This window comes from Alcaligenes endophyticus, from assembly GCF_026344035.1.
Lineage (GTDB): Bacteria > Pseudomonadota > Gammaproteobacteria > Burkholderiales > Burkholderiaceae_B > Alcaligenes > Alcaligenes endophyticus.
The window spans coordinates 177,893-200,439 of record NZ_JAPKND010000004.1; the positions used below are offsets into that span (position 1 = coordinate 177,893).

Here is a 22,547-nt window from a genome sequence, read left to right on the forward strand (position 1 = left end):
TTAACGGACTATTTACTGTGTTCAAACATTACTGTTATATGCCCAAGGGCAAGCATTCTGTGGCTTCCGTCATGCTGGCCCTTACTGTAATGGCACCCATCGCGAACGCACAAAATCAAACTTCCACGATACCGGCCACATTGAATTCTAACGCGCTTGCCCCCTCTGCGCCTACTGTCAATGACCCTTTATTAGAGCTTGCACCTAAACCCGAACGCGGCTGGAAGGGATTAGCCCAAGCCCTAGAAGTGCTCGCTCCTAAGGCAGACACTGCACTACCTTTAAGTGGCGCTCAAGTTACCGAGCGCATTTCCTTGCTATTGGCCCAAGGAAAAAACGAAGACGCCTTACAAGCCATTGAGAATCGTGCGAAACAGCGCAATCAAGAATTAGAACCTGGCACGGATGTGCAACTGCTTTTTTTAAAAGCACGGGCCCTATCTGGCCTACAAGAGCACAATAAGGCGATACAAATTTATCTAGACATGACTAGTTTTTATCCCGAACTACCCGAGCCCTGGAATAACTTAGCCGCCGAATACATGCAACAAGATAAACTTGAAATGGCACTGGACTCGTTACAAATGGCGTTGGTGGCCGACTCAACTTATACCTTAGCACGTAGCAACATGGGTGAAATTCAGCTTATGCTTGCCAACCAATCTTTCGACGAAGCCTCTAAGGCCGGATCCAGTCGAGCTCGTACGCGGGCTCAACAGACGTTGAAAATTCTGCAACAATAGCCACTTCTGTTTACTTGATTATTATCATGTCCAAACAAAATCTTTTTAGCTACGCGCCACTTTTGCGCACCATTAGTATGGCTGCTTGTCTATCACTAAGCTGTGTCCTCACCAGCCCAGCGGCAGCCACTTCTTCAACTTCCCCTCAAGGCACAACCATGAGCACTACACCTCGCGTCAAGCTGCACACTAACCAGGGCGATATCGTTATTGAACTGGACCGAGAAAAAGCACCTGAAACGGTAGATAACTTCTTGCGCTACGTTGCAAACGATTTTTACAATGGCACGATTTTTCACCGCGTCATCAATAACTTCATGATTCAAGGTGGGGGTTTTGAGGTAGGCATGAAACAAAAACCTACTGAAAGTCCTGTTAAAAACGAAGCTGACAATGGGTTGAAAAACGATAAGTACACGGTAGCTATGGCTCGTACCTCTGACCCCCATTCGGCCACAGCACAATTTTTCATTAACGTTGCTGATAACGACTTCTTAAACTTTACTTCACCCACACCTAACGGCTGGGGATACGCAGTATTCGGTAAGGTTATCGAAGGTACTGACGTTGTAGATGCGCTAAAAACAACGCCCACCGGTAATAAAGGTTTCCACCAAGACGTACCCGTAACGGACATTATCATTGAAACCGCCACTGTGGTCGAATAAGCTACAGCAAACAGGAACCCTCTGGATTGCCGCTGATCTTCACCTAGGGCCGGACACACCGGCCACCACGGCGGCTTTCCTTAAGTTTCTGCAAGAAGCGTCCACGCAAGCGGACGCTTTATTCTTATGCGGCGATATTTTTAATGCTTGGATAGGTGACGACCTATGCCAGCAAGCTCCTGCGTGGCTAGAGCAGATAAACTCGGCCTTACGCGCATACAGCCGCCATCACCGCCTATATTTGATGCGAGGCAATCGCGACTTTTTACTTGGCTTTGATTTCGCCCGTCACGTGAACGCCGAACTACTGCCAGAGCAAATCTTGTTGCAAAGTGATGCTGGACTCATTGCACTGTCTCATGGTGATGAGCTATGCACAGACGACATCGCCTATCAGCGCTTTCGACGTATCGTGCGTTGGCCATGGTTGCAGGCCTGCTACTTACGCTTACCGCTGTCTTGGCGCCAAAAAATTGCTAATTATTTTCGTGATAAAAGCCAGCGACAAAACAAAACCAAGCCTAACTACATTATGGACGTTAACCCAGAGGCAGTAGCTCAACAAGCCTGCGCCGTTGACCCAGTTGCGTTAATCCATGGTCATACCCATAGACCTGCACGGCACATTCTTCGCCACGAGCCCCTAGTGTACCGTTGGGTTTTACCTGACTGGGATTACGAGCATGACCAGCGCGGCGGGTTCATTAGCATTAGTGCAAAGGGCATCTGCCTAGTACAGCATCAGCACACGGAGCTATGCCAAGATAGCCCCCTTTTTACTTCAGCCCAATAAGGCGGCCTTTGCTAACCTGCCGCCATCGCCTTGAATAACGTGCTTAGCGCGCCATCAGCCAAATAAATACGCAGCAACCTAAAGCAATCCGGTACCAAGCAAACGGTCGATACGTATGACGTGAGACAAAATACAAAACGGCTTTCACTAATACTAAAGCGCTGAAAAAAGCGGCGACAAAACCAATAGCAATCGCTGATGTTTGTGCCTCGCTTAGTGCACCACCATTACGGTATAAGTCGTAAACCGTCGCCGCTAACATAGTAGGCATCGCCAAAAAGAAAGAAAACTCAGTCGCTGTTTTACGCTGTATTCCTGCCAGCATGCCCCCGACAATGGTCGCCCCAGAACGTGAGGTACCGGGAATCATGGCGACACACTGGGCAAAGCCAACAATCAGTGCCTGCTTCCAGCTAATTTGCTCTAGGCTGAACGCTGTCGCCGCTTGTTGTACTACGGTATCGTTATTATCGTGATCACTAGCTTTCGCATACTGAGGCTTACGCTCTACCCAAAGCATAATAAAACCGCCCCCGATTAACATCACCACAAATACCATAGGATTGCCAAACAACGCTTTGATATATTGTATGGTTAGCGCACCAATGACGGCAGCGGGTAAAAACGCAATTAATAAGTTACGCGCAAACATAAGCTCACTACGCTCTTTTTTCAGTACACCTGAAATCAACTGCAAAATGCGTGCACGAAAAATCCAGATCACCGCCAAAATCGAACCGAACTGTATCACCACCTCGAACACCTTATTGTGATCTGAGGCAAAACCAATCCAGTCACCTATCAGTAGCAGGTGGGCAGTACTAGAAACCGGGATGAACTCGGTAAAACCTTCTATCAGGCCCAACACCAGTGCCTTCAACATATACAAGGTGTGATCAGTCATGAAAACAATATCTCTTCGATTAGTAAGTAGTGTCAATGTCCGGCGTGACAGCCGGGGCGAAATCGTGGCGCTCAAGTAAAACCGACGCAATACGGCGGCTGTCCAGTTCGAGCACAGTGAAGGTATAACGGCTGTTCCCCCAATCGAAATCACACCGATCTCCAACTTGGGGAAGTTGCCCAAAACGTTTCAACAAATAGCCTGCCAACGTCGTGTACTCCTCATGTTCGTCTGACAAGCCATCCACACGCAGAAACTGCTGTAAGTGATGCAGATCGGTGGCTCCGTCCAACTGCCACTTATCGGGTTCTAAACGCCGGATATCCGGCATTTCTCCTTCATCAGGAAAATCACCGGCAATCGCCTCAAAAATATCTAAAGGAGTCACCAGCCCCTCAATGGCGCCGAACTCATCACTCACCAGCACCATCTGTCCACCCGACTGTTTAATAATCCCCATTAACTGCAACACCCCGACAGACTCGTAAACATATACGGGTTCGCGCAAGTTTTGCAGTTGAATACCGCCATGAGCCATTAAATCGGCCAACAGCTCGCTGGTTCTTCCTATGCCCACTACGTGATCTAAGCCACCACGGCAGACCGGCAGCATACTATGAGACAAGGTGGAAATATAGGACAACTGCGCCTGAGCAGGATCGTTCAGATTGAGCCAACTCACGTCGTTACGCGGTGTCATAATGGATTGTGCCGTGCGTTCAGAAAGCATTAAGACTCCGCTCACCATATTGCGCTCTTCTTCGCGAAATACGGCTTGCGGCACACTTGCTTGGGTATAAGCAGGAAGCTGTTCATCAGGTGCCCCCTTACCCAACATACGCAGCACCGCTTCGGCGGTACGTTCCCGCATCGGGCGTCGCGCTTCAGCCAAGCGCAGGTTACGCCGGGCCAGTTGATTAAGACTTTCAATCAGAATGGAAAAGGTAATCGCGCTGTAGAGATAGCCCTTAGGTACGTCAAAGCCAAAACCTTCTACGAGCAAGGAGAAACCAATCATGAGTAAAAAGCACAGGCAAAGCATCACAACACTAGGCCGACTATTCACAAAATTGGTTAAAGGCTTAGAAGCGAGCAACATGAGAGCAATAGCAATAATGACGGCGGCCATCATAATGGGTAAATGCTGAACCATACCTACTGCCGTCACTACGGCATCAATAGAAAACACAGCATCCAGCACAACAATTTGAGCCACAATCACCCAAAAACTGGCATACGCACGCACCGGAGCAGTATGCACCGTACGTATCTCTAAACGCTCATGGAGCTCTAGCGTTCCTTTAAGCAGCAAAAAAAAGCCGCCACCTATTAGGATTAGGTCGCGAGCCGAAAAATTATGATCAAGAACGCTAAACAAGGGGCTGGTAAGCTGAATAAGGTAAGACATTACCGTCAACAGCCCCAATCGCATAAGCAAGGCCAAACTTAAACCCACTATGCGCGCACGATCACGCTGCTCTGGAGACAACTTATCAACCAGAATGGCAATAAATACTAGGTTATCAATGCCCAGCACTATTTCCAGTACGACTAGTGTCAGCAAGCCCGCCCACACCGTGGGATCCAGTAACCAGTCCATCCCTGTAACCCCTTGCTCAGATAAGGAAATCCCACTACAAAAAGTGGGATTTGATCAAGGATTTAATCTTTCATATAAGACAACATCTGGGGGAACAACTTAGGCGTTGCCGCTAAAATATTACCCGATTCCTTCCAGGTTTGTTCACCATCGAAGTCAGACACCAAACCGCCTGCCTCGGTAATAAGTAATACACCTGCAGCAAGGTCCCATGGTTTTAATCCTGTAGCGCAAAAGCCATCTAGGCGGCCACACGCCACATACGCCAAATCAAGTACTGTTGCACCAACACGACGCACTGCTGCACATTCAGACAACATTTCTGCAAATGGCGAACTGCGTCCTGGTCCATAACCAGACTCGGCCACATGCGCACCAATTAAGGCATCGTGATAGCGAGTTAAGCCTGACACACGCACGCGCCTGTCGTTAACAAAGGCGCCACCCCCACGACTCGCGGAGAAGATCTCGTTACGGTTAGTGTCGAAAATAACCGCATGCTGTGCTTGCCCACGGTGCAACAAAGCAATAGAGATCGCGTAAAAAGGAAAGCCGTGAATAAAGTTGGTTGTACCATCAAGGGGGTCAATCACCCACTGATACTCGGGCGTTTCATCACTTTGACCTGCTAAGGGCATACGTACACCGCCCTCTTCACCTATAAAACCATGATCAGGATACGCCTCGGACAACACTTCAATAATCGCTTCTTCTGCAGCACGATCTACTTCCGTGACATAATCTTTAGGGCCTTTACGCGCAACAGAAAGACGCTCCAGTTCAAGACTGGCGCGGTTGATAATATTGCCAGCACGGCGAGCCGCCTTGATGGCGGTATTTAGCATCGGGTGCATAAGATTCCGTTTTTTAACAATCAATCGACCTGTACGTAATCCAACTGTGCCGCAAAGGCATCCCAGTCTTACACGACAAGTATCTTTTCAAACCAGCTATTTTAAATGACTCAGACACAAGCAACGGCATTTAGTCAAAATTTTGCCCAGGTTCGCTTCATTATGGTGCAACCTAGCCACCCTGGTAATGTAGGAGCAGCCGCCCGCGCCATTAAAACGATGGGCTTTCACCAACTTTGCCTCGTTAATCCAAAAGATCCTAACGTACTACAGCATCCTGAGGCACAGTCTTTAGCCAGTGGCGCTACCGACATTCTAGCCCAGGCCAGTGTAGTATCCACCTTAGCCCAAGCCCTAGAGCCGGTTACCCTGGCTTTTGCGCTCACTGCCAGGGCGCGCTATTTAGGGCCACCACCTTTAGATATACGTCAAACTGCCGAACTTAGTCGCCAGCACTTGGACCAACACGCAGGCCAAGTAGCTATTGTATTGGGTACTGAGCGTGTCGGGCTAGAAAATGAACATATTAGTCTATGCCAATACCTCTGTCACATCCCCGCCAATCCGGAATACAGCTCTCTTAACGTCGCCCAAGCGCTGCAGTTAGCGGCATGGGAAATGCGCTACGCCTTGCTGAGCAATACCGGCGTTGACCTGCTCCCTCATACCGAGGGTAAGGCAGATCCAGGGAAACGTTTAGCCAGCAATGAGAAAGTACATGCTTTACTTGAGCACTGGGAGCGTGCGATTGAAGGCGTAAAGTTTTTAGACCCTAAGCACCCCAAGAAACTGGTGCCCCGCATGCAACATATGTTTGTCCGCAATCAACTAAGCCAAGACGAAGTGGATATGCTACGCGGTTTGTGTACCGCGATGATTAAAACGGCCAAAGCTGCGGGCTACTATGTCCCCGAAACACGAAGGGATATGCCCGACGAGCCAAAAAACATGCAAGAATAAACACCTATGTTTAGTCAATTACGCGAAGATATACAGTGCATCCTGCAACGAGACCCCGCGGCGCGCAGCCGCCTAGAGGTTCTCACCTGCTATCCCGGGCTGCACGCTATTTTAATCCATCGTATGGCCCACGGCCTATGGAAACGGCGGCTTTACTGGTTGGCTCGTTTTTGCTCACATGTGGGTCGAATGCTGACAGGCTTAGAAATTCACCCTGGGGCACAAATAGGCAGACGTGTATTTTTTGACCATGGCTTTGGTGTGGTAGTTGGCGAAACGGCTGTTATAGGTGACGACTGTACGATTTATCAAGGCGTCACACTAGGCGGCACTAGCCTTTACAAAGGCACCAAGCGCCACCCTACTCTAGAGGCGGGTGTCGTGGTTGGCGCCGGCGCACAAATCTTGGGCGGTTTTACCGTGGGTGCAGGGGCTCGCATTGGCTCTAATGCGGTAGTGGTCAAACCTGTACCAGCCGGAGCCACTGCGGTTGGTAACCCTGCGCGTATTATTAGCAAGCGCGATATTTCCACTCCTAGCACTGATGAACAGCTTAGCGCCGCACCCGAATCAGCCCCAACCCCGCACTCCCCCTGTCAAGCAAGCGACCTGCAGCAAAGCTCCTTACTAGAGCTACTAAAACAATCACGCACTAACAACGACATAACAGACAAAAATATCGGAAGCACCGCTTTCGAAGCCTACGCGGTGGGTGCACAGGCCAATGACCCCTTAACTACGGTCTTACACGAGCTTATTACGCATACTGCACAACAAGACGCTCGAATCCATCGACTATGTCAAGCGCTGGAAAGCTTAGGACAAGGCATTGAAAATGGCCAAACTCCTTTGGATGTCGAACGACTGAACAAAATGGTCGAATAGAGTGAAGATCTGTGTATAAGTTATTCTCAAACTCACCTCATGGATACATCAAAAGACACTGACACGGCAGGCCCACGCACCTTGCAACGTGGTTTGCTATTACTAAAAACCTTGCAACAAGCCGCAGGGCAAGGCTTGAGCGTCACAGAGCTATCACGTTTAACACAGTTACAACGACCCACTATTTATCGACTATTAGCCGCGCTGATTGCGCACAATTTAGTAGCTAAGCACCCCACAAGACTTCGTTACCAAGCATTACAAACAGCCACTAACAACATTACGGAGCAAGATTCCCGCATTTGCATCATGCAGCCCCTTATGAGGCAACTGGCTCAAGAAACAGGCGACGCCGTTTTTTTAGTGGTACGTGAGGGCCATGAGTCAGTCAGCTTATGGCGTGAAATTGGTGCTTATCCCGTGCAAATTTTGGCAACTTATGCTGGAAAACGTCAGCCTCTTGGAGTAGGTTCCGGAAGCATGGCCTACTTAGCCAAGCTTGACGATCAGAGCATCCATGAAATCATTGCTCATAATGCGGAGCGTTTAGAACAATACGGCGGCATGACACAACGGGACATGTGGCAGTTGATCGAAAACACCCGAATACGTGGCTATTCGGTTGTAGGCAACTATGCCGTACGTGGTGCGCTAGGAGTTGGATGTGCAATGTGCGACCAAAAAGGCCAACCCATTTTGGCGCTAAGCATTACTGCCATTACCGAGCGCATGCATGCTCAACGCCAAAAGGAAATTGCACTGTTATTGCGGCAAGCGCTCAATAGCGCTGCCAGCCACTTTAGTGCTTCTTGTCAAGATTGACTGCGTATACCTGCCGCGCAGGCACTGGCATTTGAAAGCCAGCCTGAGCTAACGTTTTGACTATGTCTTTATGCAGTTCAAAGCGCAAATTCCAATAGTCTTCGACATTTGCCCACGCCCTAATATTCACACTCACGACGCTTTCTTTGTAGCCCATTGCCATGACTTGTGGAGCAGGATCTTGCAACACATCGCTGCGTGCGCTGACTAACTTGGTTAACAGATCAATCGCTTGGTCTACATCATCACCATAACGTACGCCCACCTCTATATCGAGACGACGGGTTTTATTACGGCTGTAGTTAATAATAGGGTTGCCCCAGATCAGGCTATTCGGTAAGGTGAAATAAATGCCATCCGCTTGTACAAAGGTACTGACAAATAAACCCACCTCGTGTACCGTCCCGTCGCCCTTGCCTACCACGGACACAAACTCACCTGCGCGCAAGGGACGTAATACCAGCAGCATGATGCCTGCAGCGATATTTTGTAGCGTGCCCTGTAAGGCCAAGCCTATCGCTAAACCGGCGGCACCTAAAATGGCAATAATACTGGCCGTTTGAACACCAAACCGAGCCAATACCGCAATAATCACAAAGATACGAATTGCCCAAATCACCACAGACTGAGCAATAGGCACGACGGTGTGGTCTATTTGGGAGGCTCGTCTGATTATCCGCTCTACCGCACGACCCGCCAATGACGAAATCCACCAGCCCACCACCAATATGACTAGAGATAAAAGCAAATTCAAGGCTATTTGCTCGAAAGCTGACAAATCACTGGCCCAAAGGCTGACACTTTCCATGCGTTAACTCCTGCTAGCTGACGAAAGGCTTAAATAATAGCCGCTTATGGTTCGGAAACTCAAACGAGATCACACTTCCACTTATCCCCAAAGCATGTGGATAGCATTATTAACAAGCTGGGCAAAATGCAAATAAAACGTTAAAAATCAACAATTTAAAATAACTGATAAAAAATCAGTCATATCCACATTAGGCGCCTTAGCTTATCCACTTATTCTGTGGATAACACTAAGATAAGCAAGTGCACAGATAAAAATAAACCTTTAATAACAATAGACTACAAGAAAAGACTGGTTTTTTTACAGAATATGTTATTTTTTGCAAAAAAACCAAGCTCAGCTAAGAAGGTCGTTAAGCCTTCAGCTTTATCCACAAAAATTGTGCATAACTTGGCGGATAATACTTGGAATAAATACTTTTATCTTTGAAAATCAACCACTTAAAAACCAAGCACACACAACGCCCATTCTTTTATATTTTTCGCCATACAGAAGCTAACCATGCCTGTTGAGCATGGGGCACTCCCGCTGGGCGGTAGTAATGATCAATCGCTTCAAATTGGGCTTGCTCTACTCGCTCACGCCACTCTTGCCAGTCGTAATACACACCATAGCGACCAGCCTGCCAGCCTTCTTGCCCCTGCCCACGAGGATTAGACGTGAATAGCACCCCGCCTGGGCGTAAACATTGATGTAGCTGTGCTAACACGGAGGCAATATGTGTTCTAGGCACATGAAAAAGTACGGCATTTGCAAACACCCCATCAAAGCGCTCTGCCGGCAGGTCTAGGGTCAATAAGTCTTGATGCCACACGGGACAAGCAGTGTATTGCTGGGCCATTTGAACAAATGCAGCGCAGCCATCTAAGCCTACGGGGTTATGACCCAACTCATGAAAATGTTTAATATCCCGCCCCGGCCCACACCCCAAATCAAGTATGTCTAAAGCGCCAGTAGATGGCAGTGCGCCCAAGAGAGCCTGTATATTTTGACTAACATCATGATCGCGCGTACCTTCCCAAAACTGTTCAGCATTGGCTTGATAATGCGCTAGGGTACGAGTTGCGGATTGCTCCATACCAACCTCAAATAAATAAGTGGGGACTTGACGAACCTTCTATCTATTACGACTATACGTTACATCCCTTTGTTTTTGGTCAGCATCATGCCTACTCACTACCCTCTTTCAGTATTAGACCTTTCCCCTGTCGCGCAGGGTTCTAGTGCGGCACGCTCTTTTCACCAGTCCGTGCAAATTGCCCAGCAAGCCGAACAATGGGGCTACCACCGCTATTGGTTAGCCGAGCATCACGGCATGCCTGGAATTGCCAGTGCAGCCACAGCAGTGCTTATCGCCCACATTGCCAATCACACCCAGCGTATCCGTGTGGGTGCTGGCGGTATTATGCTGCCCAACCATTCTCCTTTAATCATTGCCGAGCAGTTTGGCACTCTAGAGTCCCTCTTTCCCGGCCGGATCGATTTAGGCTTAGGCCGAGCTCCGGGCTCTGATCAAACCACCGCGAGAGCGTTACGGCGTAACCTAAATACACACCCCGACGCCTTTCCACAAGACGTGCTCGAACTGATGGACTACATGTCTCCAGAGCCTAGGCAACAGGTGCTAGCGGTGCCCGGCAAAGGTCTTCAAGTACCTATTTGGATCCTCGGCTCCAGCTTATTTGGTGCCCAGCTCGCCGCTTCGTTGGGGTTACCTTATGCTTTTGCCTCACACTTTGCGCCAGCGCAAATGATGCCCGCCATCGAACTCTACCGGCGCCAATTCCAACCGTCTAAGCAGCTTAGCGAACCTTATGTCATGCTGGGGTTTAACGTTTTTGCAGCCGACACGGTAGAGCAAGCAGAATATCTCGCCTCATCTTGGCAGCAATCTTTTGTGTCGTTACGTACAGGACATCCGATTCAACTTCCTCCGCCACAAGCTAACTTCTACCACCACTGCCCACCCGCTGCGCAAGCTCTGATTGACTCTGTTTTATCGTGCTCTGCTGTGGGCGACCCTGACTCGGTACTGCAACAAATGAATGCCTTCATTGCGCTCACAGAAGCCGATGAGCTTATGGTGACCTCCAATATCTACGATCACTCTGCACGCCTGCGCTCTTACGAGTTACTGGCACAACTGCGACCGAAACTACGCAAACGTACCACCGAGCTATGAACATACGGAGCATTCAGGACAGCGCGCTACGCTATTTTTATGAAGTCGTGCGCTACGGCTCAATTAGTGCAGCGGCACAACACTTGCATGTCGCCGCTTCTGCCATCAGCCGTCAAATAAGTAGCCTAGAACAAAGCCTTGGAACTCCACTTTTCGAGCGTCATCCACGCGGCATGATTCCCAATGCCGCGGGCGAGGCGTTGGCTGCTCATGCCCGCCGCGTGTTCCTCGATGCCGAGAAAACCATGCAAGAAATTCACGCCCTGCACGGTCTGAATGTAGGCCGAGTCCGCATCGCGGCTTCAGAGGGTTTAGCAACCTGTTTCCTGCCACAACATATTAGCGAGTTTCGCCAGCGACATCAGGGAATCTTGTTTGACGTTAACGTGCAACCCCCTCACATTATCAGTGAGCAACTGCGCAAGGGTGATGTCGATATAGGCTTTCAATTCACTCGTTTGTCCGAAAAAGACTTACATGTTCTATATCGCCAAGATGCTCCTGTACTGGCTTTGACCCCCCCTAACCATCCATTGGGGCGCTCCAAGCGTATTACCTTGGCCACCTTATTGAGCTACCCACTCGCGCTACCTGATGTGCATACCACCGTACGTCAATTACTGGAAGTTGCGTGTAGCGCTCAGCAACTGTCGCTACAACCAGTCTTTAGCAGCAATAACATGAATTCCTTACATCAGTTTGTGCTCGCTGGTGGCGGTGTCAGTGTCTCGGCTGAAATCTCTGCACGGCATCTATTAAACCAAGGCTTAATGCAGGCTGTACTCATCCAAGAGCCTGTGTTGCTCAACCGGCAAATCGAGGTTCAGGTACTAGCTGGACGCCATTTACCCAATGCCGTCCAAACATTTGTTGATTTTATTTTGCCTCGCTTACAAACACCGTAGATATTGATTTGCCTTTTTAGCAAAGATACCCTAGTAATTTGTTGCTGGTATAGCAAAGCGCTTGCTCGTATGATCCCAAGATCTGTCTTTTTCTGGGGAGGCTTACAATGCAACAAAGTTTCATCAATAAAATAGGTATGGCTCTCGCCTTCAGCCTGTGCTTATGTCAGGCCGCCAATGCGCAAGATTGGCCCGATCGAACCATTCGTTTAATTGTGCCTTTTCCTACGGGCGGGGCAACGGATATTGTCGCTCGTGTGATTGCTAATCAAGCAGCCGTCGAGTTAGGACAAAGTATCATCGTAGACAACAAGACCGGCGCGGGTGGCACCATAGGCGCTGCCGAGGCCGTACGCAGCAAACCAGATGGCTACACTTTATTATTAAGTACCAATAGCACACAGGCTATTGCTCCCCACCTGTACACCAATCTTTCCTATCAACCCAACGAAGACTTAACCCCCATTGCACATTTAGGCGATGCCGCAAGCGTCTTGCTGGTCAATCCTAATGTACCCGTCAACTCCTTGCAAGAACTCGTAGAGTACGCCAAAGAGAACGGCGATGAGCTCAATTACGCCAGCAGTGGCACCGGCACCATCGTGCATCTGAATACAGAGCTTTTTATGCACCAAACAGGTGCAACAATGTCCCATGTCCCCTACCGGGGTACAGGACAGGCGATTGCTGACATGATTAGTGGCAATGTACATGTACTGATTGATGCGATCCCCTCTGGGCTGCCTTATATACGTAGTGGGCAATTGAAGGCGTTGGCAACCACAGGGCAGCACCGCAATGGACTCACCCCGAACCTGCCCACCTTTATCGAAGCGGGTTTACCGGAATACGAGTCGCTAGCATGGTTTGGCCTGTACGCGCCTAAGGGCGTCAATCCGGACATCCTCAATAAAGTGTATGATGCCTTTCAAAAAAGCATACAGAATCCCGAGGTGCGCAAACAACTAGAGGCTCTGGGTGTAGAGCCCCCCCGCAGCACGAACACACAAGAGTTCATTGAGCTCGTCGAACACGATAGCGCACGCTGGAAAGACGTTATCGTTCAAGCTAATGTCCCTACTCAATAAAGGTACACACATGGACTGGACACAACCTTACTCTTCCGCACGCTCGGCCGTATTAGGCCAAAACATGGTAAGCACCTCGCAGCCTCTGGCGGCGCAAGCGGGCTTACGCATGTTGTTGGCGGGTGGAAATGCTGTAGATGCAGCGTTAGCCGCTGCGATTGCTCTGACCGTAGTGGAGCCTTCTGGCTGTGGTATTGGCAGTGATGGGTTTGCTATTTTATGGGATGGCAAAGAGCTACATGGCTTGAATTCTTCGGGTCGCGCCCCCCAAGCCTGGAGCCCCGAACGCTTTAAGGACCACCAGGCCATGCCTGACAAAGGCTGGGAGTCGGTAACTGTTCCCGGCGCAGTCGCTTCTTGGGTGGCACTCTCAGAGCGTTTTGGGCGCTTATCCCTAGAGCAAGTCGCTGCACCTGCTATAGAGTACGCGCGCAACGGTTTTCCGGTGTCTCCGATTATTGCGCGCCTTTGGGAATTGGGTCGTTTGCGCTTAGGCGATCAACCTGGCTTTGCTGAGTGCTTCCTACCCACTGGGCAAGCTCCTAAAGCAGGCGAGTGGTTTCGCAACCCTGATCAGGCCGCAACCCTAGAAGCTATTGCCACCACTGGCGGTGAAGCGTTTTATCGCGGTCATTTGGCAGAAAAAATCGTCGCGTTCTCTGCCAAGCATCAAGGTGCCATGACCTTAGAAGACCTAGCGGCACACAAAGCCGACTGGTGTGGCACGATCGAGCAAAAATTTGCTCAATCCGTAGTGCATGAAATCCCACCAAATGGTCAAGGTCTTGCCGCTTTAATGGCTTTAGGTATTTTGGAGCATTTGAATGTAGGCGAGCAAGGTGTCGACCACCCAGACACTTTGCACTTGTGCATAGAAGCGATGAAGCTGGCATTTGCCGATATCTACGAGCACCATGCTGAGCTCGAGCACATGAAACACCTGCCCGAGCATCTATTGGACCCGGCTTACTTAGAAGAGCGAGCAGCACTGGTTAACCGCGCTGTCGCGGGTGATCCTCAATACGGTACCCCTAAGCCTAGCGGCACTGTGTACGTAACTGCGGCCGATGCAAGCGGCATGATGGTATCGTTTATTCAGTCAAACTATATGGGCTTTGGTTCAGGTGTCGTTGTTCCTGGTACCGGCATTAGTATGCAAAACCGTGGCCATGGTTTCAGCTTACGTCCAGACCACGTGAATCGTGTCGCGGGTGGAAAACGCCCTTCCCACACCATTATCCCCGCCTTTGCTATGCATGCTGATGGAACACCGCAGATGTCTTTTGGCGTAATGGGCGGCCCGTTTCAATCTCAAGGGCATGTTCAAATGGCCTTAAGAGTCTTGTTATACGGTCAAAACCCACAAGCCGCTGCGGATGCACCACGTTGGCGAGTAACCGGAGGCAGGGGTGTTGCTGTAGAGCCTAACTTCCCTCCTGAACTCGTGGAGGCCTTAAAAGCCCGAGGTCACGAAGTAACCGTAGAGCCTGGCAGTGGAGTATTTGCATTTGGTGGTGCTCAACTAATTCTGCGTCAAGGCCAGCATTACGTTGGCGGCTCAGACCCTCGTAAAGATGGTTTAGTTGCGGCGTACTAATCTGCATCACTGACGTTGCTACTGAAGTGCCCGCATCTTGCGGGCACTTTTTTATCTGTTTTTTACTCTCTTTAACCCTGTTTCGCGCGGTTTGCACAGCCTCCTGCTACTAGGTAGAATGAATTAACTTCCCTCGTGCCTGAGTTGACCCTATATGGTCGCTATCTAAGCCACCTTCTTCTTATTCGTTAAAAAATGAAGCAATCATGAGCAAACACTACGATTACCTCGCCATCGGTGGCGGCAGCGGCGGCATTGCATCAAGCAACCGCGCTTCCATGTACGGTAAAAAATGCGCCCTTATTGAGTCCGATCGGTTAGGCGGCACCTGCGTCAACGTCGGTTGCGTCCCTAAAAAAGTAATGTGGTATGCCGCTCATATTGCCGAGGCCCTACAAGACATGGCGCCCGCGTATGGTTTTCAAACTCCCTCCTACCAGTTTGACTGGGGCACATTAGTGGCACACCGCGATGCCTATATCAAACGCCTAAACGATATCTACGACGACACCCTTAACAAAAATAGCGTGGACGTCATCCGAGGCCATGCCCGTTTCATTGATGCACACACCGTAGAGGTAAATGGCGAACAATACACTGCCGACCATATCCTGATTGCAGTCGGTGGCGAGCCCGCTATTCCTGATATTCCAGGAGCCCAATTAGGTATAGACTCCGACGGTTTTTTCCGCCTACAACAATGCCCTCAGCGCGTAGCGGTGATCGGTGCAGGCTACATTGCTGTCGAACTGGCCGGAGTTTTACACGCCTTAGGTTCGGAAACTCATTTATTTGTGCGCCAAGCAACTCCTTTGCGTCACTTCGACCCTTTATTAAGCTCTGCCTTGGTAGACGCCATGCAAGCCCAAGGTTTGAACTTGCACCCACACTCTACTCCAAAATCACTGCATAAAAATGATGACGGCAGCATCACCCTAACATTAGAAAACGGGCAACAACACACGGTAGATGAGGTTATTTGGGCAGTAGGTCGTCGCCCCAAACTTGAGCAGCTTAATCTTGCTGCAACTGGCGTAGCTCTAGACGAGCGTGGTTATATTCAAACCGACAAATATCAAAATACCAATATTCCTGGGATCTACGCTGTGGGTGATGTTACCGGGCGTATTGAACTGACTCCCGTAGCAATTGCTGCAGGACGTCGCTTATCCGAACGTCTTTTTAATAACAAGCCCGACGAGCACTTGAATTACGACAATGTACCTACCGTGGTGTTTAGCCATCCACCTATTGGTACAGTGGGCTTGAGCGAGCCCGAAGCTCGAGAACAATACGGCGATGCAGTTAAGGTGTATCAATCTAGCTTTACCTCTATGTACACCGCGATCACCGAGCACCGCCAAATGACGAAAATGAAGCTGGTCTGCGTTGGCCCTGACGAAAAGGTCGTGGGTATACATGGTATCGGCATGGGCATGGACGAAATATTACAAGGGTTTGCAGTAGCGCTCAAAATGGGCGCTACCAAAAAAGACCTCGATAATACCGTGGCGATTCATCCCAGCGCCGCCGAAGAATTCGTGACCATGCGTTAAAGGCAAGTAGCGCCCTTCTTTACATGTAGGGGCGCATCTGCTCCCAGTCTATGCCTACGCCCCCGCAGGCAACCACTACAATATGTTCAGCGTCAGGGTAATACTGACGCAGTGCGGGCAAAGCCGCCAACGCAGCACCGCACGCGGGTTCGACCGCAATTCGATGCTCTGCTAAAAAGCTGGCGCAAGCCTGTAAAGCATCTTGATCACTCAACACATGACTGCGTATCGTCAACTCATGTGATAGGTCATACGCCTGTTGACACACCTGCCTGGCGCCTAACGTAGTTGCAATAGAGGTAATGACGCCAATGTCCACAGGACCTTGCTGTGCTAAGGCCGCCGCATAAGAAGCGGCTCCTGCCGTTTCCACGGCTAATATGCCCACGTCCTGCCACCCATTGCGTAACAAACCAGCGCCAATCCCCGACAGCAAGCCTCCGCCCCCAACCGAACAGACAATAACATCTGGTTTGCGGGTTTGAGACACTAACTCATCAACCAAGCTAGCATGCCCCTCCCACAATAAAGGATCATCAAAAGGATGAATGAAGCGATCGCTGGCTTGCAGCAAAGTATGTGCGTAGGCATTAGCATCCACCCAGCTGGCGCCGTGCACGATCACCGTCGCACCGGTAGCTTGAATTAAGCGCCGCGCACGCGCTCCGGTAGTTTCTGGCACGACCACCGTTACAGGTATGCCTAATAATGCGCCAGCTGTGGCCGCCGCATAACCGGCATTGCCGCCTGAGGACGAAATAAAACGCTGTGCACCTTGAGCCTTAAACAATTGGCAGGCATGCCCTATACCACGAATTTTAAACGAGCCCGATGGCTGGATCGACTCGAGCTTTAATTGCACCTGCTTCCCAGCCCCTGCCTGCGCAGAAAAAAACGGGGAATGCACCAACGGAGTGGTTAAATGTAAAACTGGCATGATGAGTCCTGGGAAAAATAAACAAGCAGTCTAAAGAACAATACTCCATTATGCTGTTTCACAACGATATATCCTTAACAGCACTACGAGCCCTGAATACATTGATCACCAGGGCTGCTAGAGCACAGGCGATGGCAACCCCCACACCCAAACTTGCCCCATAGGTGGTGCTTAAATGAAAAGACAATCCCACTAACGTAGTGCCGAAACTTTGCCCAAAAACGCGTGTAGTCGCCTGCATACCACCAGCTGCTCCACTGCGACTTAAGGGCGCACCCGCTAGCATGGCACGGTTATTAGGTGTCTGAAAAAAACCAAACCCTACCCCTGCTACTCCCATAGCTGCCGCCAACCAAGCGAAATGAGTTTGAGCGGGCACCAAAAGCACTCCTCCCAAACCTAAAGCAATACCAGCAGCGCCCAAACCAGACAAGAAAGCTACCGCATAGCGGTCCGACAATACCCCCGCAACGGGTGCCATCAGAGCCATACCCACCGACCAAGCCCCCAACAGCATACCGACTTCCGTATAGCCGTACCCGTGGGTTTGCTGAAAGTAAAAGGGCAACACCACAAAAGCAGACGCTTGCGCCGCAAACGAGAAGGCTGACGCGCCTACGGCATAAGCAATAGGTGTGATGCGTAACAGGTCTACCGGCACAATAGGCGCTAACTGATCCCGTGAACGCCGCACCAAAGTCCAAGCCGCTATACCCGCTAAAAGAAAACATAGCACTGCGATCAGCGGCTGCTTTACCAAGGCATCTAAACCGATAATACTCAGACCAAAAACAGGAACGCTGAGTAGGCACGCCAGCCAGTCGAAGCGTCCACTCTGACGGGGTGGCTCAGGTAAAAATCGCGCCCCACAATAGCCTAGTAAACATAAAGGAATATTGGCAAAGAATATCCATCGCCAAGATACCCACTCTAGCAACAGGGCACCCAACGTAGGCCCTAGCACCAACATAAAGCCAACCGTCATCGCATTTAGGCTAATGCCCTTGCCCAGTTTATGCAGCGGATAAATACCACGGGTCAGTCCCCCAAACAGGCACATCAACATGGCAGACCCTAAGCCTTGCAACACTCGGGCCAAGATCAATCCCGCAAGCGATTCAGCCATAGCCGAGAGGATCGAGGCAAGGCCAAAGATGCTCAGCCCCAAAACAAATAAAGGTCTGAATCCAATCCGCTCTGCTAATGCTGACATCGGTAAGAGCGACACCACCACGATCAAGTTATACGCGATCACTACCCACACAATGGCCGCTGGATCGATTTCCAACGACTTGGCAATGGTGGGTAAGGCCACGTTAATCATGGCCGAATCTAAAACTGTAATGGTCAAGGACAACAAAAGTGTCAATGCCGCCCAATAACGCCTAGGCGTTGCAAGGCCATCGGCAAGCCGTGTGGTTTGTGACATGAAGCAAAATAGTAAAATTAATATATGAAGCCAGCATACATGGAAAGCTGATACAGCACACAATGTGTGGTGACGTAAGGCCAACTAAAAGCGGGTGTACTGAGCCTGCAAAGGCTCTACACTTAATGAAAGCCACATTTTCACTCAACTTATCGCTAAGTTTTTTATTCGAACATCGGTGCCATGGAACTGCGTCAATTACATTATTTTGTCCGTATTGTTGAGCTGGGCAGCATGGGTAATGCAGCGCGCGAACTGGGCATAGGTACCTCGGCACTGAGCCAGCAAATCAGTCGCTTAGAAAGCGAACTCTCTACCCGTTTGTTGCAACGTACCTCTACCGGAGTCATACCTACAGCAGCTGGACTGGCATTACGCCAAGAGGCTGAATTAGTGCTGCGTCATGCCGCCAATGCTGCTCAAGCCGCTCAAGCGGCTCGCTTAGCGGGGCATGTATCTATAGGCATGTCCCCCACCACTTCTTCAGTCTTGAGCGTACCTTTACTCATGGCCATGCAACAACGCTATCCGGATGTACGCCTGCATTTGGTAGAAAGCCTGTCAGGCAATCTTGCTCAGATGCTAGATCGGCGCCAACTCGATCTGGCTGTCCTGTTTCATGCTAGCACTCGGCAAAACTGGACTCTGACACCCCTTTTATCAGAACAATTATTCGTGATTGCCCATGCCGATCATTTCCCTCTGTGCACCGACAAGGGTCTACATTTACACGACATCATCGAACTGCCCTTAGTGCTTCCCAGCGCCTCACACGGCTTACGCGCCATCGTGGATGCGGCTTTTTTTCATTACGGTTATGAGCCCAACCTTAAAGCTGAAATTGATGGTCTCTCCATGCTGATGGATATCGTACTTGCCGGCATTGCCGCCACCATACAACCCGGCTCAGCCATCGTGCGCGCGAATCACCAACACTTACTCCGTGTGCCCTTACACCACCCCCATATGGTGCGCCGTAATTTAGTCGCCAGCTTGTCTGACGATCAACTCTCACCGGCCGGTTTGGCCGCTAGAGTCGTGTTAGTGGAGACCATGCGCAAACTCGTCACTCAAGGAAATTGGCCTGGTGCTACACTCACGTCCGCGCAAGGCCTTTAGTTTTACTAAACACCTATACCCTAACACCTCGTAGCGGCTGAACAGAAATCACACTACAGTCCTTTAAGTATCAAAACTTAAATGGATTCCCACATGCTTGATGTACTCGTGATTGGTGGAGGCAATGCGGCGTTATGTGCTGCCCTGAGCGCACGTGAAGCGGGGGCCAGTGTGTTATTACTTGAGGCGGCACCGCGCGAATGGCGAGGAGGTAACTCGCAGCACACCCGAAATTTACGTTGTATGCACGATGCCCCACAAGACGTGTTGGTGGATGCCTACCCGGAAGAGGAATACTGGCGTGATCTGTTGGCCGTCACCGGTGGCCAAACTAACGAAGAGTTAGCTCGTTTGGTCATACGTGCCTCGTCTCACTGCAGAGACTGGATGCGCAAACATGGCGTTCATTTTCAAGCTCCGCTCTCTGGGGCACTACACGTGGCACGCACCAACGCTTTTTTTATGGGTGGCGGCAAGGCCTTAATCAACGCCTATTACCGTAGTGCAGAAAGCTTAGGTGTACAGATTCGCTATAACGCCCCGGTCGATCGCCTAGAAATACAGCAAGGGCATTTTCTCGCCGCGTTCGTTAAAGGAGAACGCATCGAGGCTCGAACCTGTGTTTTAGCCGCTGGCGGATTTGAGTCCAATCGCGAATGGCTACGCGAGGCTTGGGGCCAAAATGAACGTGGGGAATGGCCTGCCGATAACTTTCTGATCCGAGGCACTCGCTTTAACCAAGGGGTACTACTAAAGCATCTGTTCGAGGAGCACAAGGTAGATAAAATTGGCGACCCCACTCAAGCCCATATGGTTGCCATTGATGCTCGTGCGCCGCTTTATGACGGTGGAATTTGCACCCGTATTGACTGCGTTTCCTTGGGCGTGGTGGTCAATCAACAAGCACAACGCTTCTACGATGAAGGCGAAGACTTTTGGCCCAAGCGTTACGCTATTTGGGGCCGTCTGTTAGCCAATCAGCCAGGGCAAACGGCGTACTCAATCATCGATAGCAAAGCGGTGGGACGCTTCATGCCACCCGTTTTTCCCGGCGAAAAAGCCAACACCCTACCTGAACTAGCACAAAAACTGGGCCTAGACGTGGACACCTTTATGGAGACACTCAATGCCTATAACAATGCTTGCCAAGTAGGAACTTTTAATCACACCCAATTAGACGACTGTCACACCGTTGGTTTGACACCTGCCAAGACGCATTGGGCTCTACCCTTAGATCGTGCGCCCTACTACGGCTACCCCCTACGCCCAGGCGTCACATTCACCTACCAAGGCCTATACACCGACAAAACGGCGGCTGCTCATTTTGATAAACAGGCCAGCGACAACTTATTTGTGGCTGGTGAAATGATGGCGGGCAACGTGTTGGGTAAGGGGTATACCGCGGGTATAGGCATGTCAATCGGTACTGCGTTCGGACGTATTGCGGGCACCAACGCTGCGCAGGCAGCACGTACTCATCGCCCCGCTAGACAGGCTTAGGAATCACTTATGCAGCAATTAGAAAATCTGACTCAAGAAGCCCTCGAGCTGGGTGCAGGTGTCTTACCCTTAAACGCGACAGAAAGCGAAGCCCAACGGCAGCTACAAATCTGTAATGCCTGCCGTTATTGCGAAGGGTTTTGTGCCATGTTTCCAGCCATGACGGAGCGTCTAAGCTTTGAGAAGGCTGACATTCACTACTTGGCCAACTTATGCCACAACTGCGGCGCATGCTTACATGCCTGTCAATACGCTGAACCGCATGAGTTCGCAATCAATGTGCCCCAAAGCATGGCCCAGGTACGAGGGCAAACCTATCAAGACTACGCTTGGCCTGCCGCACTAGGCAGACTGTATAAAAAAAATGGCTTGTGGGTTTCCTTATCCCTTGCAGCAAGTTTAGCTTTTTTCCTACTGTTAGCCGTTGCTCTACAAGGCCCACTCTGGAGGGCCAGCGAAATCGGAAATTTCTATGATGTCTTTCCTCACAATCTACTTGTCAGTTTATTTGCGCCTATTTTCCTCTATGCCATCCTTGCTTTAGGCATGAGCGTACGTCATTTTTTACAAGATATACGTCCTGCTACCGGAGGAGTGGCGGCAGATTCATCATCAGCCATAGAAGCTACCCATGCGGTGTTGCAACTGAAATACTTAGACGGTGGACATGGCCAAGGTTGCAATAACGAAGACGATCGTTTCACTTTATCGCGCCGGCGGTTTCATCACCTTACCTTCTATGGTTTTATGCTGTGCTTTGCCGCGACAGCATTGGGCACCCTCTACCACTACGTGTGGGATCTCCCTGCCCCCTACAACTTCCCCAGCCTGCCCAAGTTACTTGGTGCCATAGGCGGGCTGGCTCTGTGTCTAGGCACCGCAGGACTATGGCGTTTGAACGTGCGGCGTCATCCCCTGCACGGCGATAGCGCACAAAAACCCATGGATCTGGGCTTTATCGCCCTGTTATTTCTCATTGCCAGCAGTGGCTTAGCGGTTTGGCTAGCTCGTGACACGCCTGCCATGGCTACTTTGCTGTGCTTACACCTAGGCGCTGTCATGGCCCTATTTCTAACCATGCCTTATGGGAAATTTGCCCATGGCTTCTTTCGTAGTGCAGCGTTACTTCGCTACGCCGTAGAAAAACGACAGTCTGACAAAGCGACAACAAGCAAAGACTGATTCACTCTTACCATT

At 50.3% G+C, this 22,547-nt stretch carries 20 protein-coding genes and 1 pseudogene; 14 read left to right on the forward strand and 7 right to left on the reverse strand.

The annotated features are described in order from the left end of the window. Positions 1 to 17: 17 nt before the first annotated feature. From OSH01_RS09215 to OSH01_RS09225, 3 genes are all read left to right on the forward strand, one after another. The gene (locus OSH01_RS09215) at positions 18 to 743 is read left to right on the forward strand and encodes a tetratricopeptide repeat protein (RefSeq protein WP_266123801.1); all 726 of its coding nucleotides are present in this window, start codon (positions 18 to 20) and stop codon (positions 741 to 743) included. 158 nt (positions 744 to 901) lie between these two features. Beyond that, positions 902 to 1,411, forward strand: coding sequence for a peptidylprolyl isomerase (locus OSH01_RS09220; protein WP_323177988.1), 510 nt, complete (start codon positions 902 to 904; stop codon positions 1,409 to 1,411). Continuing rightward, on the forward strand, positions 1,386 to 2,204 hold the full coding sequence (locus OSH01_RS09225) for a UDP-2,3-diacylglucosamine diphosphatase (RefSeq protein WP_266123802.1): 819 nt from the start codon (positions 1,386 to 1,388) through the stop codon (positions 2,202 to 2,204). Before OSH01_RS09220 ends, OSH01_RS09225 begins: the two co-directional genes overlap by 26 nt. A 43-nt stretch (positions 2,205 to 2,247) precedes the next feature. Here OSH01_RS09225 and OSH01_RS09230 read toward each other — a convergent pair whose 3' ends face one another. The 3 genes from OSH01_RS09230 to OSH01_RS09240 form a co-directional block, all read right to left on the reverse strand. Beyond that, positions 2,248 to 3,108 carry an undecaprenyl-diphosphate phosphatase gene (locus OSH01_RS09230; protein WP_266123803.1) on the reverse strand — a complete coding sequence of 287 codons (861 nt, stop codon included), beginning with the start codon at positions 3,106 to 3,108 and terminating at the stop codon, positions 2,248 to 2,250. 19 nt (positions 3,109 to 3,127) lie between these two features. Continuing rightward, a complete protein-coding gene (locus OSH01_RS09235; protein ID WP_266123804.1) occupies positions 3,128 to 4,708 on the reverse strand; it encodes a TerC family protein in 1,581 nt (526 codons plus the stop codon). A 62-nt stretch (positions 4,709 to 4,770) separates the two neighbouring features. Continuing rightward, positions 4,771 to 5,562: an inositol monophosphatase family protein gene (locus OSH01_RS09240; RefSeq protein ID WP_266123805.1), complete on the reverse strand. Its 792-nt coding sequence runs from the start codon at positions 5,560 to 5,562 to the stop codon at positions 4,771 to 4,773. Between the two features lie 105 nt (positions 5,563 to 5,667). Here OSH01_RS09240 and OSH01_RS09245 point away from each other — a divergent pair, with 105 nt between their 5' ends. The 3 genes and pseudogenes from OSH01_RS09245 to OSH01_RS09255 all read left to right on the forward strand — a co-directional run bounded on the left by OSH01_RS09245 (position 5,668) and on the right by OSH01_RS09255 (position 8,229). Continuing rightward, complete coding sequence (locus OSH01_RS09245; protein ID WP_266123806.1) at positions 5,668 to 6,522, forward strand: RNA methyltransferase; 855 nt, start codon at positions 5,668 to 5,670, stop codon at positions 6,520 to 6,522. Between the two features lie 6 nt (positions 6,523 to 6,528). Continuing rightward, positions 6,529 to 7,035: pseudogene (cysE, locus tag OSH01_RS16475) on the forward strand (serine O-acetyltransferase); the annotation flags it as partial. A 411-nt stretch (positions 7,036 to 7,446) separates the two neighbouring features. Next, positions 7,447 to 8,229 (forward strand): IclR family transcriptional regulator, encoded by a 783-nt coding sequence (locus OSH01_RS09255; protein WP_266123808.1) that lies wholly within the window; start codon positions 7,447 to 7,449, stop codon positions 8,227 to 8,229. Here OSH01_RS09255 and OSH01_RS09260 read toward each other — a convergent pair. Beyond that, positions 8,207 to 9,037, reverse strand: coding sequence for a mechanosensitive ion channel family protein (locus OSH01_RS09260; protein ID WP_266123809.1), 831 nt, complete (start codon positions 9,035 to 9,037; stop codon positions 8,207 to 8,209). The two genes, OSH01_RS09255 and OSH01_RS09260, sit on opposite strands and share 23 nt — an antisense overlap. A 472-nt stretch (positions 9,038 to 9,509) precedes the next feature. Then, entirely contained in the window at positions 9,510 to 10,115 is a 606-nt protein-coding gene (locus OSH01_RS09265) for a class I SAM-dependent methyltransferase (RefSeq protein ID WP_266123810.1), read from the reverse strand. A gap of 87 nt (positions 10,116 to 10,202) precedes the next feature. Between OSH01_RS09265 and OSH01_RS09270 the strand changes: the two genes are divergently transcribed. The 5 genes from OSH01_RS09270 (at position 10,203) to gorA (ending at position 16,365) form a co-directional block, all read left to right on the forward strand. After that, positions 10,203 to 11,219, forward strand: a complete 1,017-nt coding sequence (locus OSH01_RS09270; RefSeq protein WP_266123957.1) for an LLM class flavin-dependent oxidoreductase — start codon at positions 10,203 to 10,205, stop codon at positions 11,217 to 11,219. Next, positions 11,216 to 12,124, forward strand: a complete 909-nt coding sequence (locus tag OSH01_RS09275; RefSeq protein WP_266123811.1) for a LysR family transcriptional regulator — start codon at positions 11,216 to 11,218, stop codon at positions 12,122 to 12,124. Before OSH01_RS09270 ends, OSH01_RS09275 begins: the two co-directional genes overlap by 4 nt. 107 nt (positions 12,125 to 12,231) lie before the next feature. Further along, the gene (locus tag OSH01_RS09280) at positions 12,232 to 13,212 is read left to right on the forward strand and encodes a Bug family tripartite tricarboxylate transporter substrate binding protein (RefSeq protein WP_266123812.1); all 981 of its coding nucleotides are present in this window, start codon (positions 12,232 to 12,234) and stop codon (positions 13,210 to 13,212) included. Positions 13,213 to 13,222: 10 nt separating this feature from the next. Continuing rightward, complete coding sequence (locus OSH01_RS09285; RefSeq protein WP_376918074.1) at positions 13,223 to 14,809, forward strand: gamma-glutamyltransferase family protein; 1,587 nt, start codon at positions 13,223 to 13,225, stop codon at positions 14,807 to 14,809. Positions 14,810 to 15,015: 206 nt separating this feature from the next. Beyond that, positions 15,016 to 16,365, forward strand: coding sequence for a glutathione-disulfide reductase (gene gorA, locus OSH01_RS09290; protein ID WP_266123814.1), 1,350 nt, complete (start codon positions 15,016 to 15,018; stop codon positions 16,363 to 16,365). 19 nt (positions 16,366 to 16,384) lie between these two features. On the opposite strand, the gene OSH01_RS09295 is transcribed toward gorA, so the two are convergent. Both OSH01_RS09295 and OSH01_RS09300 read right to left on the reverse strand, forming a co-directional pair. Then, positions 16,385 to 17,302, reverse strand: a complete 918-nt coding sequence (locus OSH01_RS09295; RefSeq protein ID WP_266123815.1) for a pyridoxal-phosphate dependent enzyme — start codon at positions 17,300 to 17,302, stop codon at positions 16,385 to 16,387. Positions 17,303 to 17,360: 58 nt separating this feature from the next. Beyond that, on the reverse strand, positions 17,361 to 18,731 hold the full coding sequence (locus tag OSH01_RS09300; RefSeq protein ID WP_266123816.1) for an MFS transporter: 1,371 nt from the start codon (positions 18,729 to 18,731) through the stop codon (positions 17,361 to 17,363). A 183-nt stretch (positions 18,732 to 18,914) separates the two neighbouring features. Here OSH01_RS09300 and OSH01_RS09305 point away from each other — a divergent pair, with 183 nt between their 5' ends. The 3 genes from OSH01_RS09305 to tcuB all read left to right on the forward strand — a co-directional run bounded on the left by OSH01_RS09305 (position 18,915) and on the right by tcuB (position 22,532). Beyond that, positions 18,915 to 19,850 (forward strand): LysR family transcriptional regulator, encoded by a 936-nt coding sequence (locus tag OSH01_RS09305; RefSeq protein WP_266123817.1) that lies wholly within the window; start codon positions 18,915 to 18,917, stop codon positions 19,848 to 19,850. 93 nt (positions 19,851 to 19,943) lie between these two features. After that, complete coding sequence (gene tcuA, locus OSH01_RS09310) at positions 19,944 to 21,350, forward strand: FAD-dependent tricarballylate dehydrogenase TcuA (protein ID WP_266123818.1); 1,407 nt, start codon at positions 19,944 to 19,946, stop codon at positions 21,348 to 21,350. Positions 21,351 to 21,359: 9 nt separating this feature from the next. Next, positions 21,360 to 22,532, forward strand: coding sequence for a tricarballylate utilization 4Fe-4S protein TcuB (tcuB, locus tag OSH01_RS09315; protein ID WP_266123819.1), 1,173 nt, complete (start codon positions 21,360 to 21,362; stop codon positions 22,530 to 22,532). Positions 22,533 to 22,547 lie beyond the last annotated feature (15 nt).

Bases quoted from the DNA above. Each gene is read 5' to 3' on its own strand.
- OSH01_RS09220 (WP_323177988.1), top strand. From the start codon at position 902: ATGAGCACTACACCTCGCGTCAAGCTGCACACTAACCAGGGCGATATC.
- OSH01_RS09230 (WP_266123803.1), bottom strand. From the start codon at position 3,108: ATGACTGATCACACCTTGTATATGTTGAAGGCACTGGTGTTGGGCCTG.
- OSH01_RS09235 (WP_266123804.1), bottom strand. From the start codon at position 4,708: ATGGACTGGTTACTGGATCCCACGGTGTGGGCGGGCTTGCTGACACTA.
- OSH01_RS09240 (WP_266123805.1), bottom strand. From the start codon at position 5,562: ATGCACCCGATGCTAAATACCGCCATCAAGGCGGCTCGCCGTGCTGGC.
- OSH01_RS09245 (WP_266123806.1), top strand. From the start codon at position 5,668: ATGACTCAGACACAAGCAACGGCATTTAGTCAAAATTTTGCCCAGGTT.
- OSH01_RS09255 (WP_266123808.1), top strand. From the start codon at position 7,447: ATGGATACATCAAAAGACACTGACACGGCAGGCCCACGCACCTTGCAA.
- OSH01_RS09260 (WP_266123809.1), bottom strand. From the start codon at position 9,037: ATGGAAAGTGTCAGCCTTTGGGCCAGTGATTTGTCAGCTTTCGAGCAA.
- OSH01_RS09265 (WP_266123810.1), bottom strand. From the start codon at position 10,115: ATGGAGCAATCCGCAACTCGTACCCTAGCGCATTATCAAGCCAATGCT.
- OSH01_RS09270 (WP_266123957.1), top strand. From the start codon at position 10,203: ATGCCTACTCACTACCCTCTTTCAGTATTAGACCTTTCCCCTGTCGCG.
- OSH01_RS09275 (WP_266123811.1), top strand. From the start codon at position 11,216: ATGAACATACGGAGCATTCAGGACAGCGCGCTACGCTATTTTTATGAA.
- OSH01_RS09280 (WP_266123812.1), top strand. From the start codon at position 12,232: ATGCAACAAAGTTTCATCAATAAAATAGGTATGGCTCTCGCCTTCAGC.
- OSH01_RS09285 (WP_376918074.1), top strand. From the start codon at position 13,223: ATGGACTGGACACAACCTTACTCTTCCGCACGCTCGGCCGTATTAGGC.
- gorA (WP_266123814.1), top strand. From the start codon at position 15,016: ATGAGCAAACACTACGATTACCTCGCCATCGGTGGCGGCAGCGGCGGC.
- OSH01_RS09295 (WP_266123815.1), bottom strand. From the start codon at position 17,302: ATGCCAGTTTTACATTTAACCACTCCGTTGGTGCATTCCCCGTTTTTT.
- OSH01_RS09300 (WP_266123816.1), bottom strand. From the start codon at position 18,731: ATGTCACAAACCACACGGCTTGCCGATGGCCTTGCAACGCCTAGGCGT.
- OSH01_RS09305 (WP_266123817.1), top strand. From the start codon at position 18,915: ATGGAACTGCGTCAATTACATTATTTTGTCCGTATTGTTGAGCTGGGC.
- tcuA (WP_266123818.1), top strand. From the start codon at position 19,944: ATGCTTGATGTACTCGTGATTGGTGGAGGCAATGCGGCGTTATGTGCT.
- tcuB (WP_266123819.1), top strand. From the start codon at position 21,360: ATGCAGCAATTAGAAAATCTGACTCAAGAAGCCCTCGAGCTGGGTGCA.